This window comes from Priestia sp. SB1 (assembly GCF_038898415.1).
In genome coordinates this window covers 833,933-846,815 of sequence record NZ_JBBJSS010000001.1, presented here as the reverse complement: position 1 = coordinate 846,815, position 12,883 = coordinate 833,933, and the positions used below count along the sequence as shown (strand labels likewise).

At 39.4% G+C, this 12,883-nt stretch carries 11 protein-coding genes and 1 riboswitch; of the genes, 10 read left to right on the top strand and 1 reads right to left on the bottom strand.

What is annotated here, in order from left to right; all coding sequences use genetic code 11:
* The first annotated feature begins 15 nt into the window (after positions 1-15).
* The 8 genes from WKH56_RS04380 (at position 16) to WKH56_RS04345 (ending at position 9,387) form a co-directional block, all read left to right on the top strand.
* Positions 16-1,707, top strand: coding sequence for an AMP-binding protein (locus WKH56_RS04380; protein WP_243495186.1), 1,692 nt, complete (start codon positions 16-18; stop codon positions 1,705-1,707).
* Between the two features lie 112 nt (positions 1,708-1,819).
* Positions 1,820-2,404 (top strand): TetR/AcrR family transcriptional regulator, encoded by a 585-nt coding sequence (locus tag WKH56_RS04375; protein WP_013059408.1) that lies wholly within the window; start codon positions 1,820-1,822, stop codon positions 2,402-2,404.
* A 79-nt stretch (positions 2,405-2,483) separates the two neighbouring features.
* Positions 2,484-3,257 (top strand): enoyl-CoA hydratase, encoded by a 774-nt coding sequence (locus tag WKH56_RS04370; protein ID WP_028411759.1) that lies wholly within the window; start codon positions 2,484-2,486, stop codon positions 3,255-3,257.
* Positions 3,258-3,275: 18 nt separating this feature from the next.
* Complete coding sequence (locus tag WKH56_RS04365) at positions 3,276-4,049, top strand: electron transfer flavoprotein subunit beta/FixA family protein (RefSeq protein WP_016765685.1); 774 nt, start codon at positions 3,276-3,278, stop codon at positions 4,047-4,049.
* Between the two features lie 33 nt (positions 4,050-4,082).
* The gene (locus WKH56_RS04360) at positions 4,083-5,063 is read left to right on the top strand and encodes an electron transfer flavoprotein subunit alpha/FixB family protein (protein WP_033579632.1); all 981 of its coding nucleotides are present in this window, start codon (positions 4,083-4,085) and stop codon (positions 5,061-5,063) included.
* A 402-nt stretch (positions 5,064-5,465) separates the two neighbouring features.
* Positions 5,466-5,780, top strand: a complete 315-nt coding sequence (gene trxA, locus WKH56_RS04355; RefSeq protein WP_013059404.1) for a thioredoxin — start codon at positions 5,466-5,468, stop codon at positions 5,778-5,780.
* A 223-nt stretch (positions 5,781-6,003) separates the two neighbouring features.
* Entirely contained in the window at positions 6,004-7,770 is a 1,767-nt protein-coding gene (uvrC, locus tag WKH56_RS04350) for an excinuclease ABC subunit UvrC (protein ID WP_028411757.1), read from the top strand.
* Positions 7,771-7,835: 65 nt separating this feature from the next.
* A riboswitch (Lysine riboswitch) is annotated at positions 7,836-8,013 on the top strand.
* 141 nt (positions 8,014-8,154) lie between these two features.
* Entirely contained in the window at positions 8,155-9,387 is a 1,233-nt protein-coding gene (locus tag WKH56_RS04345; protein ID WP_275210683.1) for an aspartate kinase, read from the top strand.
* A 51-nt stretch (positions 9,388-9,438) separates the two neighbouring features.
* Here the strand turns inward: WKH56_RS04345 and WKH56_RS04340 are convergent, their stop codons facing one another.
* Complete coding sequence (locus tag WKH56_RS04340) at positions 9,439-9,966, bottom strand: YslB family protein (RefSeq protein ID WP_168761330.1); 528 nt, start codon at positions 9,964-9,966, stop codon at positions 9,439-9,441.
* A gap of 489 nt (positions 9,967-10,455) precedes the next feature.
* Here WKH56_RS04340 and WKH56_RS04335 point away from each other — a divergent pair, with 489 nt between their 5' ends.
* Both WKH56_RS04335 and sdhA read left to right on the top strand, forming a co-directional pair.
* On the top strand, positions 10,456-11,064 hold the full coding sequence (locus tag WKH56_RS04335) for a succinate dehydrogenase cytochrome b558 subunit (RefSeq protein WP_028411754.1): 609 nt from the start codon (positions 10,456-10,458) through the stop codon (positions 11,062-11,064).
* 29 nt (positions 11,065-11,093) lie between these two features.
* A complete protein-coding gene (sdhA, locus tag WKH56_RS04330; protein WP_342834727.1) occupies positions 11,094-12,881 on the top strand; it encodes a succinate dehydrogenase flavoprotein subunit in 1,788 nt (595 codons plus the stop codon).
* The last annotated feature ends 2 nt before the right edge of the window (positions 12,882-12,883 follow it).

Here is a 12,883-nt window from a genome sequence, read left to right as displayed (position 1 = left end):
AGGGAGAGGATACGTGTGGAATCCACCGAAAAGATATGGCTTTCTCAATACCCAGAGGAAATATCTGCTACGCTTCATTATGAGCAAAAAAATTTAGCACAGCTTTTTGAAGAAGCAGTTCAAAAAGCCCCTAAAAAAAACGCAATCTATTTTCTAGGGAAAAAAATGACGTTTTCCCAACTGCATCAAGATTCTTTGAAACTGTCATCTTACCTTATTGAACTGGGATTAAAAAAAGGGGATAGAGTAGCCATTATGCTTCCAAATTGCCCTCAAGCTGTCATTTCCTTTTATGCTGTTCTTCTTGCCGGAGGAGTAGTCGTTCAAACAAACCCTTTGTATACGGAAAGGGAGTTAGAGTATCAGCTGAATGATTCAGAAGCGACCATGATTATTGCACTCGATTTGCTATATCCGCGTGTAGTAAAAATGAAAGCGTTAACAAGTGTAAAACACGTAGTCATCACCTCTATTCAAGACTATCTCCCATTTCCCAAAAACATAATCTATCCATTTATTCAGCGCAAACAGCAGAAGATAAGCGTGGATGTGAGTCATACGGAGACTACTCATTTATTTAAACGCATTATAAGTGAATCCTCTCCAGCAGTATGTAATGCTGAGGGAATTTCAGACGAAGATATCGCGATTTTACAATACACCGGGGGAACAACAGGTTTTCCAAAAGGAGTCATGCTTACTCATAAAAACTTGGTAGCCAATGCAACGATGTGTTCACATTGGTTATACCGCTGCAAGCATGGAGAAGAAAAAGTGCTTGGAATTATCCCGTTTTTTCATGTGTATGGTTTAACAACGGTTCTTGTTCTATCGGTTTTGCAAAACTACGAGATGGTGCTTCTGCCTAAATTTGATGCAAAAACGACGCTCAAAACCATTCATAAGCAGCAGCCTACTTTATTTCCAGGTGCTCCGACAATTTACATCGCATTATTAAACCATCCTGATTTAGCAAAATACAACCTATCTTCTATTGATTCATGTATGAGCGGTTCAGCTCCTCTTCCTGTGGAAGTGCAGGAGCAGTTTGAAAAGCTCACTGGAGGTAAACTAGTGGAAGGATATGGATTGACGGAAACCTCTCCTGTTACTCATGCTAATTTTCTTTGGAAAGAGAGAATACCAGGAAGCATTGGAGTGCCTTGGCCAGACACAGATGCCAAAATTCTCTCGTTTGAAACAGGTAAAGAAGCTGCTGTAAGCGAAGTAGGAGAAATTGTGGTTAAAGGTCCTCAGGTCATGAAAGGATATTGGAAGCAGCCTGAAGAAACGGAGGCTGTTATGCGAGACGGGTGGTTGCTAACAGGTGATGTTGGCTATATGGATGATAAAGGTTATTTTTATGTAGTAGATCGAAAGAAAGATATTATTATTGCCGGGGGATATAATATCTATCCTCGAGAAGTTGAAGAAGTATTATATGAGCATGAAAAAATTCAAGAAGCTGTAGTGGTAGGTGTTCCTGACCCATATAGAGGAGAAACAGTGAAGGCTTACATTGTATTAAAAAATGGTGTAAGATGTACTGAAGAAGAGTTAAATGAGTTTTCTAGAAAGTATTTAGCTGCTTATAAAGTTCCGCGCCTTTATGAATTTCGAAATGGGCTTCCAAAAACAGCGGTCGGGAAGATTCTGCGACGAGCGCTGATTGAAGAAGAAAATGAAAAGCATAAAAAGGCGACGTAATCGATCGTCGCCTTTGATTTTTTTGCTGAAACATAATTGACAGATACTTGCGGTTTCTTTATTATAAAGATATGAATGAATAATCATTCATATTTTAAAGGAGCGTATAAGATTGAGAAGAAATAAGCCAAAGTATAAGCAGATTATCGATGCAGCTGTAGTAGTAATAGCAGAAAACGGATACCACAATGCTCAGGTTTCTAAAATTGCTAAGCAGGCTGGGGTTGCAGACGGTACGATATATTTATATTTTAAAAACAAAGAAGATGTCTTGATTTCCTTATTTCAAGAGAAGATGGGACAGTTTGTAGAAAAAATTTATGAAGAACTGGCGGGAATTGAAACTGCGGCAGAAAAACTTCACGTATTAATTGACAAGCATTTTTCGTTTCTAGCGGAGGATCATCATTTAGCTACAGTGACACAGCTTGAACTGCGTCAATCGAACAAAGATTTAAGATTGAAAATTAACGATGTATTAAAAGATTATCTGACTCTCATTGATTCTATTTTACAGACAGGAATCGAAACGGGTGAGTTTTCTGAAAATATAGATATTCGTCTTGCGCGACAGATGATTTTTGGAACGATTGATGAAACTGTCACAACATGGGTAATGAACGATCATCGATATGGTCTAATAGAATCGGTAGATAAAGTCCATTCCCTGCTGTTAAACGGCTGCAGCGGCTCATAATCGTAAGTGAGCCTGCTGCTCCCTTGCGAGGGGAGAAGCGCAAGGTAATGAAAATAGAAAGAAAGGGTGGGGGAAACAAATGGAGATTATCCAGGTTGAAACTGTTGATGCAATAAGCTTCATTACGTTGAATAGACAACCTGCTAACGCTTTGTCTCAAGATTTATTAAAAGATCTTTCAAGTGTTTTAAAACATTTAGAAGATAGCAAAGAGACAAGGGTTATCGTCATTAAAGGCGAAGGGAAATTCTTTTGTGCTGGAGCTGATATAAAAGAGTTTACATCACTGCAGCAGGAAAAAGATTACGAGAAACTTGCTGTTAACGGCCAAGAGCTCTTTGAGTATATTGAAAATTACCCAAAACCAGTTATTGCAGCTATTCATGGAGCTGCTTTAGGCGGAGGATTAGAGCTTGCTATGAGCTGCCATATCCGTTTGGTAACAGAAAATGCTAAGCTGGGCTTGCCTGAACTTCAGTTAGGAATTATACCAGGGTTTGGAGGAACTCAGCGATTGCCTCGTTATGTAGGGGTTCATAAGGCTTGTGAGATGATGCTGACAAGTGATCCAATATCGGGCAGCGAGGCAGTGGAGTTAGGATTGGCAAACGCAGCTTTTGAAGAAAGTCAGCTTATCAATGAAACATTTTTACTTGCTAGAAAAATTGCCAAAAAAAGCCCAATCTCTGTTAAAGCTACCTTGCAGCTGCTTCAACATGTAAAAACAGATGCTTATTACAGCGGCATCAAAAAAGAAGCACAGTTTTTTGGAAGCGTATTCAAAAGCCGTGATGCTCAAGAAGGCGTAGCCGCTTTTATTGAAAAGCGCCAGCCTAAATTTTTAGGAAAATAAGCTTAGGAGGGGAATTGAATGAATATTTATGTGTTAGTAAAAAGAACGTTCGATACAGAGGAGAAACTTTCACTAAAAAATGGTCAAATTGTTGAAGATGGAGCTGAATTTATTATTAACCCTTACGATGAGTATGCAGTTGAAGAGGCTATTCAGCTAAAGGAAAAGCATGGCGGAGAGATTACGGTCGTGAGTGTAGGAGGGGAAGAATCAGAAAAAGAACTCCGAACAGCTTTGGCTATGGGAGCAGATAAAGCGGTTTTAATCAATACGGAAGATGACATAGAAGATGGCGATCAGTACACGACTTCTAGGCTGCTGGCACAGTACTTAAAAGAGCAATCTCCTGATTTAATCTTAGCAGGAAACGTAGCGATTGACGGAGGTTCAGGCCAGGTGGGACCGCGCGTAGCAGAACAGTTAGAAATCCCATATATTACAACGATTACAAAGCTGGATATTGAAGGTGAAAAAGTGACGGTTGTACGCGATGTGGAAGGAGATTCGGAAGTTATTGAAACGTCGCTTCCTCTTTTAGTAACAGCTCAGCAGGGACTTAATGAGCCTCGCTATCCATCTCTTCCAGGGATTATGAAAGCGAAGAAGAAACCGTTGGTTGAAGTGGAATTAGACGATTTAGATTTAGATGAAGATGATGTAGAAGCAAAAACAAAGACAATTGAAATTTATTTACCTCCGAAAAAAGACGCGGGGCGCGTATTACAAGGAGATATAAAAGATCAAGTAACAGAGCTGGTCAATTTACTGCATAAGGAAGCAAAAGTCATTTAATAAGTCAAAAGTCAAAACAATGGGGGTATTGTAATGGGACGCAAAGTGTTAGTTCTTGGAGAAGCACGTGATGGGGGATTACGAAACGTATCGTTTGAAGCGATTTCCGCAGCGTCTACTGTAGCTGACGGGGGAGAAATTATTGCAGCGTTAGTAGGAAAGGACGTAAAATCTTTAAGTGAAGAACTTATTGCATACGGAGCAGATAAAGTTGTTGTGACGGAGCATGAAGATTTAGCTGCTTACACATCGGATGGTTACGCTCAGGCATTATTAGCCATCATTGAAAGTGAACAGCCTGAAGCTATCGTATTTGGGCATACGGCTCTTGGCAAAGATCTAGCGCCAAAACTGGCAGCTCGCTTAGATAAAGGACTTATCTCGGATGTGACGGATGTAGAAGTGGGAGGGGATCAAGTAGTCTTCACTCGCCCAATTTATTCTGGTAAAGCATTTGAGAAGAAAATCATGACCGATGCTTTTACGTTTGTCACGATTCGTCCAAATAATATTTCACCGCTTGCAAAAGATGAGGGGCGTACAGGTGATGTAGAGGATTTAAATGTTGAAATCAAAAACCTGCGTACTGTTGTAAAAGAAGTCGTACGCAAAGCAACGCAAGGGGTTGATTTGTCCGAAGCAAAAGTCGTGATTGCAGGTGGTCGAGGTGTAAAAAGCACGGAAGGTTTTGGACCTCTCCAAGAACTAGCGGACGTGTTAAATGGAGCTGTTGGAGCGTCTCGCGGAGCGTGCGATGCAGATTACTGCGACTATTCTCTTCAAATCGGTCAGACGGGCAAAGTAGTCACACCAGATTTATACATTGCCTGCGGAATTTCAGGTGCTATTCAGCATTTGGCAGGTATGTCAAATTCAAAAATTATTGTTGCAATCAATAAAGATCCTGAAGCGAATATTTTTAAAGTAGCTGACTACGGAATCGTTGGAGATTTATTTGAAGTAGTGCCTCTGCTAACGGAAGAATTTAAAAAGCTGAAAGTACAGTCTGCGTAAGATTCTCGGACAAAAGTATTTGAGACGAAGTGAAGAACGAACCGTTGATCAAGATTTTTGATTAGTGGTTCGTTTTTTTGTTAGGGTAAACGCAGGGTAGGTCTTTCTAGCAGTTGATTTCCATGCAAGACTCCTGCTAGAAAAGCGAAGTCTTGCATGGAAATCAACTGCGGTGTCGCAAGCGGTTCAACCTATGTATACTATTTGTTCGTCTTTGGATTCATTTAGTCAGGTCTCAGCCTCATGGGAAACGAAATTTTCTACGCATATTTTTAGGCAAATTGTACAAACTAGAGCGGAGAATAAACAGTATAAATGTAAGCAAAAAGTTAGCAAACCTTATTTGAAGGTGATATACTGTGAGTAGAATTTGGATATTGCATATATTTAGGAGGAATTAAAATGGCTATTGCACATGCTACAGATAAAAACTTTACAGATGAAATTAAATCAGGCCTAGTGCTTGTTGACTTTTGGGCACCATGGTGTGGCCCTTGTAAAATGATTGCTCCAGTTCTTGAAGAAATTGATGGCGAACTTAACGATAAAGTTAAAATCGTAAAAGTAGACGTTGATGAAAATCAAGAAACAGCTGGAAAATTTGGTGTTATGAGTATCCCAACTTTAGTATTATTCAAAGATGGAGAGAAAGTTGATCAAGTAGTTGGTTTCCAACCAAAAGAAGCATTAACAGAATTGATTAATAAACACGCGTAAGTCAAAACCTAGCTCAGGCTAGGTTTTTTTCTTTTTCTCCACTTTTTCTCTTTTGGGAATACTTTTATTTAGCGAATATGCGTTCGTTTGTTTTATACTAGATGTAAGGAACATCGCCATAAATCCAGCTTATGTACATGTATTAAGACAGGAAAGAATGTAGGTTACGCTTCATAAGCGATTGTATAGATGGACAGAGTAAGAGAAGAGGAAGGAGAAAAGTATGAACGATTATTTAAAAGAAAAGCTGGCTATTTTACCGGATCAGCCCGGCTGTTACTTGATGAAAGATAAATATGGAACGGTCATTTACGTAGGAAAAGCAAAAGTATTAAAAAATCGAGTACGTTCCTACTTTACCGGATCTCATGACGGAAAGACGCTTCGACTTGTAAACGACATTGTTGACTTTGAATATATCGTCACATCTTCTAATTTAGAAGCGCTTATTTTAGAAATGAATTTAATTAAAAAGCATGACCCAAAATACAATATTATGCTTAAAGATGATAAGGGCTATCCGTTTATTAAGATTACAGCTGAAAAACAGCCCCGACTTGTTATTACAAGAAAAATAAAAAAAGATAAAGGGAAATACTTCGGTCCTTATCCTAATGTTCAAGCAGCAAATGAAACAAAGCGGCTTCTTGATCGCATTTATCCGTTAAGAAAGTGCTCCACTATGCCAGATAGGCCTTGTTTGTATTACCATATCGGGCAATGTCTAGCTCCTTGCGTAAAAGAGGTAAAAGAAGAGCAAAACAAACAAATTATTGAAAATATCACGCGGTTTTTAAATGGTGGATATGAGCATGTCAAAACAGAGTTAACTGAAAAAATGTTAAAAGCTTCAGAAGAACTTGACTTTGAACGGGCTAAAGAATACCGAGATCAAATTGCTCATATCGAAGCGACAATGGAAAAGCAAAAAGTAACGTTTAATGATTTTGTTAATCGAGATGTGTTTGGCTATTCTTACGATAAAGGCTGGATGTGTGTTCAAGTTTTCTTTATTCGCCAAGGGAAATTAATTGAGCGAGAAGTTTCTATGTTTCCTTTTTATAAAGAGCCAGAAGAAGATTTCTTAACTTTTATCGGTCAGTTTTATGCCAAAAATATTAAGCCAAAAGAAGTGATGGTTCCAGCAACGATTGATGCAGAGTTAGCTGAGAAGTTAGTAGAAGTAGAGGTTCAGCATCCAAAGCGAGGCAAAAAGAAAGAATTAGTAGAACTTGCGTGTAAAAATGCAAAGATTGCGCTCGGTGAAAAATTCTATTTAATTGAACGAGATGAAGAGCGTACAGTTGGCGCAGTTGAACGGTTAGGAGAGGAGCTTGGAATTGCCGCTCCTTATCGGATTGAAGCATTTGATAACTCAAATATTCAAGGAACAGACCCAGTTTCTGCGATGATTGTTTTTGTTGATGGGAAACCGGAAAAGAAAGAATATCGCAAATATAAAATTAAGACGGTAAAGGGACCAGATGATTACAGTTCCATGAGGGAAGTCGTTCGCAGACGGTATTCCAGAGCGTTAAAAGAAGGTCTTCCGCTTCCGGATTTAATTGTTGTAGATGGAGGCAAAGGGCATTTAGCTGCAGTACAGGACGTTCTCGAAAATGAATTGGGACTTTTAGTGCCTACAGCAGGTCTTGTCAAAGATGATAAGCACAGAACCTCCAATCTGATGATTGGTGAGCCTCCTCAAATCATACCGCTTGAACGCAATAGTCAAGAATTTTATTTGCTTCAGCGAATTCAAGATGAAGTTCACCGCTTTGCGATTACCTTCCACCGTCAAGTGCGCTCTAAGTCCGCTTTTCAGTCAGTTCTGGACGACATTCCGGGAGTGGGAGAAAAGCGTAAAAAAGCTTTGTTAAAGCATTTTGGTTCGGTGAAAAAATTGAAAGAAGCAACGATTGAAGATATTCGAAATTCAGGTGTTCCTCAGAACATTGCTGAAAAAATTTATGAAACATTACAAAAATAGTCTTGAAATAATAGAAAATATTTGATAAGCTATTAACTAATTTCATACGACACTTCATCAAATGAAGTGAAGATAGAGGTGCAAATTTAATCAGTACGCATCAGGAAGGGTATGAGCCCTTATGAACGATGCGGAAAGGGAAATTTGCCGAAGTGAACATTACCTCATAGTAATGATTGCTGGTTCTGCGTTGAATAAACGTAGGATTGTCAAGATGTAGATTCTTGGAGAGCTATCTCACGGCAGTGGACGGTTATGTTTTATAATTTTCGTTCGTTAAGCAATGAGAGCTCATCTCATTGCTTTTTTTATTGTCTGAGTAAAAAAATTTAGCTTCTCATCATCCTGCATATGCAAATTTATTGAAAAGGAATGAACAAAATTATGGCATTAATCGTTCAAAAATTTGGTGGAACATCTGTTGGTTCTGTTGAACGTATTCAACATGTAGCAAACCGTGTTATTCAAGAAGCAGAGCGCGGTAACCAAGTAGTAGTTGTTGTATCGGCAATGGGCAAAACCACAGATGCACTGGTGAAATTAGCAAGTGATATTACGGACAGTCCAAGTAAACGCGAAATGGATATGCTTCTTACAACTGGAGAACAAGTAACGATTTCCCTGTTAACAATGGCTCTTCAATTCAAAGGTCATGAAGCCACTTCGCTAACAGGTTGGCAAGCTGGTATCCAGACGGAAGCAGTTCACAGCAATGCACGAATCCAGCACATTGACACGACTCGTATTCAAAGCCAATTAGATAGAGGTCGAATCGTAGTAGTAGCTGGATTCCAAGGCTGTTCAGAAGATGGAAGCATTACAACATTAGGTCGAGGCGGCTCTGACACGACGGCAGTAGCTCTTGCCGCGGCACTAAAAGCTGCAAAATGTGATATTTATACAGACGTAACAGGAGTGTTTACGACGGATCCGCGCTACGTAGAAGATGCTCGTAAACTTCATTCTATTTCATATGACGAAATGTTAGAATTAGCCAATTTAGGAGCAGGGGTGCTGCATCCGCGCGCTGTTGAGTTTGCAAAAAATTATCAGGTACCGCTAGAAGTGCGTTCAAGCTTAGAAAACGAGAATGGAACGATTGTTGAGGAGGAAGTTTCAATGGAACAAAACTTAGTCGTAAGAGGAATTGCGTTTGAAGATAATATTTCACGGGTGACAATTGAAGGGTTAAACAACGAGTTACAAACTCTTTCTACTATTTTTACAGCATTAGCAAAAGAACAGTTAAATGTGGATATTATTATTCAAAACGTAACGGCTAATAATCGCCTCTCTATCTCATTTTCTATTAAAACTGTAGATGTAGAAGCTGCTCTTGCCGTCTTAAAAGAGTATAAATCTACCTTGGGGTATACGCGTATTGAACATGAAAGCAGTCTGGCTAAAGTATCGATTGTGGGATCTGGCATGATATCTAATCCAGGTGTTGCAGCCGAAATGTTTGAAGTGCTGGCAGGAGAGACAATTGAAGTGAAGATGGTCAGCACGTCTGAAATTAAAGTATCTACAGTTGTACCGCATGCTGATATGGTAAAAGCTGTTGAGACGCTTCACGTAGCATTTGAATTAGAAGAGCAGCAGGCAGTGCAAGTATAAAGAAAAGAAAAAAGACGTGGTATCTCCACGTCTTTTATATATACGTATTTCTTACTTTTTATAACGCTCCGCACGGGTTTCGGTAGGTAAGATATCTTTTCGGTCCCACTGCACGGAAATCAGCACTTTTCCGTTCTTTTCTTTAGGTGTTAAGTAGGCTTCTGTTAGGCAGTTGTTTTGACGCTGAATCTGTTCAGCCACAAACCCTGACTCAAGATGAAATGAACAAGTTTCCTGCTGAAATCTTTTGCTGACCACATCACCTGATAACTCAAGCTCTAGTGAATATTTATCTTTTTTGGCAAGCGTCAGTGTTCCCCAGGAAGCTGCTTTAAAAAATGCGACGATTTCATCCATTGTATTTAATGGATATTTACGCGCAAGGTGTTTTCCTGCCCAGTATGAGATGGTATTCGTTTCGTCTCCAAGAAGCTCTGGAATTAACACGTCACGCAAAAGGCTGTATCCGAAATATGGAACGTGATCAAGAGCTCTCTCTGTTTCAGCTGCGGCATTAGGTTCTAATGTTTCCATCGTCCCTTCAAGTTCTTGCTGTGATTCTGTTTGTAAATTGCTCATGCTTTCCCCTCTTTCTTTACTACTATTATATACAAATCTAAAAAACCTCTCACGCATTTTTTTAATAAAATGTAAGAGGATCTTTATTATGGTAAAAAGAGTTAGATGTAAAGATGAAAAATCCATAAAATTACTTTTAAAAGGGTACTTTTACCTGTGTAAATGTTTTGTGAACTTGTTTACAATAAAAGTATAAAGTAAACGCTTACTTAACTGTGGCAAGCGATATTATAATAGAAAGAAAAAATCTTTAACACCAATGCAGTAAGCGTTAACAAATATAAAATTTTATAAATTTATATTTTATAGAAGATTTAAACATCTTGCCTTGACGCTCTTAATCGATGGGAGTAAAATTAACCTGTCACATACTTTATTAGGAAATGCAAAGGTTTTCATTTCCTGTATTCACGATTAATCTATTTGTCTAGTGGGAGTAAGAAAGTTCTTCACAAACTATGTTCATTTAACTAAGGGGGGTCTACGCAGATGGCGGCAAACAGAGAGTTTCAATATCGGAGAATCCATTCACTACTTGGAGTAATACCAATCGGGATTTTCTTAACACAGCATTTAGTTGTGAATCATTTCGCGACAAAGGGAGAAGAATCATTTAATCAAGCAGCTCACTTCATGGAGAGCTTACCTTTCCGCTATGCTCTAGAAATTTTCATTATTTTCTTACCAATCGTTTTTCACGCAATATACGGTCTTTACATCGCATTTACTGCTAAAACAAACGTTAACAACTATGGATTTTTTCGTAACTGGATGTTTATCCTTCAGCGTGTTTCAGGTGTAATCACACTTATCTTCATCACATGGCACGTATGGGAAACCAGAATACAAGCTGCGCTTGGAAAAGAAGTAGATTTTCAAATGATGGAACGAATTTTAAGCAACCCAGCAATGTTTGCATTCTACATAGTTGGTGTTGTATCTACGATCTTCCACTTTGCAAACGGTCTATGGTCATTTGGAGTTAGCTGGGGGTTAACTGTAACACCACGTTCTCAAAGAATTTCAACTTATGTGACATTAGCAATCTTCTTAGCACTTACATTTGTAGGTGTTCGTACATTATTCGCATTTGCATAAAATTAAGGTTTTGAAGGAGTGGGGTTCCGATGAGTAACGGAAAAATCATCGTAGTCGGTGGCGGTTTAGCTGGCTTGATGGCAACAATAAAAATTGCTGAGTCTGGCAAGCAAGTAGATTTATTTTCACTAGTTCCGGTAAAAAGATCTCACTCAGTTTGCGCGCAAGGTGGAATCAACGGAGCCGTAAATACGAAAGGTGAAGGAGATTCATCATGGGAACACTTTGATGACACAGTGTATGGCGGAGACTTTTTAGCCAACCAGCCACCTGTAAAAGCAATGTGTGAAGCAGCTCCTGGTATTATTCACTTACTTGACCGTATGGGTGTTATGTTTAACCGTACTCCTGAGGGTTTGTTAGACTTCAGACGATTTGGCGGAACGCAGCATCACCGTACGGCTTTTGCTGGAGCAACAACGGGTCAACAGTTATTGTACGCATTAGATGAGCAGGTTCGTCGCTATGAAGTTGCCGGACTTGTGACAAAGTACGAAGGATGGGAATTCTTAGGTGCTGTTCTTGATGATGAGCGCAGCTGTCGCGGAATTTCTGCACAGAATTTAAAATCAATGGAAATTAAAACGTTCCCAGCTGATGCGGTTATTATGGCTACAGGTGGACCTGGTATTGTCTTTGGAAAATCGACGAACTCAGTTATTAATACAGGTTCAGCGGCATCTATCGTGTATCAGCAAGGTGCATACTATTCAAACGGAGAGTTTATTCAAATTCATCCAACTGCTATCCCGGGAGATGATAAGCTTCGTCTTATGAGTGAATCTGCTCGTGGAGAAGGCGGGCGCGTTTGGACATATAAAGACGGTAAACCTTGGTATTTCTTAGAGGAAAAATATCCGGCATACGGTAACTTAGTACCTCGTGATATTGCAACTCGTGAAATTTTTGACGTCTGCGTAGCGCAGAAGTTAGGAATTAACGGAGAGAACATGGTTTATCTGGACCTTTCACATAAAGATCCAAAAGAGCTAGACATTAAACTTGGAGGTATCATCGAAATCTATGAAAAATTCATGGGCGATGATCCGCGCAAAGTACCAATGAAGATTTTCCCAGCCGTACACTATTCAATGGGCGGTTTATGGGTGGATTACGATCAAATGACAAATATCCCTGGCTTGTTCGCAGCTGGTGAGTGTGATTATTCGCAGCACGGAGCGAACCGTTTAGGAGCAAACTCATTATTGTCAGCTATTTATGGCGGTATGGTTGCTGGTCCTAAAGCCGTTGAATACATCAATGGTTTAGAAAAGAGCGCAGATGCTATTTCTTCAAGCGTATATGATCGTCATGTGAAAGAAGAAGAAGAGAAATGGAACAATATCATGAATCTTCAAGGTACAGAAAATGCATACGTTCTTCATAAAGAGCTAGGGGAATGGATGACTGACAACGTGACAGTCGTACGATACAATGACAAACTGTTAAAAACAGATGAAAAGATTCAAGAATTAATTGAACGCTATGATCGTATTAACATTAATGACACGGCTAAATGGAGTAATCAAGCGGCAACATTTACTCGTCAGCTTCAAAACATGCTCCAGCTTTCACGTGTTGTAACGCTTGGAGCTTACAACCGTAACGAAAGTCGCGGTGCTCATTATAAGCCGGATTTCCCAGATCGTAACGATGAAGAATTCTTAAAAACAACAATGGCATCTTTCGTTGATAAGAAAACGGCTCCTTCTTTCCATTATGAAGAGGTAGACGTATCGTTAATCAAACCGCGTAAGCGCGACTACACAAAGAAAAAAGATGAAAAACCAAAAAAACAACAAGAGGGGGTTCGTTAATC

What these genes read in the sequence shown, in the direction of transcription:
- WKH56_RS04370 (WP_028411759.1), top strand. Translation starts at nt 2,484, where the DNA reads ATGGAGATTATCCAGGTTGAAACTGTTGATGCAATAAGCTTCATTACG.
- WKH56_RS04365 (WP_016765685.1), top strand. Translation starts at nt 3,276, where the DNA reads ATGAATATTTATGTGTTAGTAAAAAGAACGTTCGATACAGAGGAGAAA.
- WKH56_RS04360 (WP_033579632.1), top strand. Translation starts at nt 4,083, where the DNA reads ATGGGACGCAAAGTGTTAGTTCTTGGAGAAGCACGTGATGGGGGATTA.
- trxA (WP_013059404.1), top strand. Translation starts at nt 5,466, where the DNA reads ATGGCTATTGCACATGCTACAGATAAAAACTTTACAGATGAAATTAAA.
- uvrC (WP_028411757.1), top strand. Translation starts at nt 6,004, where the DNA reads ATGAACGATTATTTAAAAGAAAAGCTGGCTATTTTACCGGATCAGCCC.
- WKH56_RS04345 (WP_275210683.1), top strand. Translation starts at nt 8,155, where the DNA reads ATGGCATTAATCGTTCAAAAATTTGGTGGAACATCTGTTGGTTCTGTT.
- WKH56_RS04340 (WP_168761330.1), bottom strand. Translation starts at nt 9,966, where the DNA reads ATGAGCAATTTACAAACAGAATCACAGCAAGAACTTGAAGGGACGATG.
- WKH56_RS04335 (WP_028411754.1), top strand. Translation starts at nt 10,456, where the DNA reads ATGGCGGCAAACAGAGAGTTTCAATATCGGAGAATCCATTCACTACTT.
- sdhA (WP_342834727.1), top strand. Translation starts at nt 11,094, where the DNA reads ATGAGTAACGGAAAAATCATCGTAGTCGGTGGCGGTTTAGCTGGCTTG.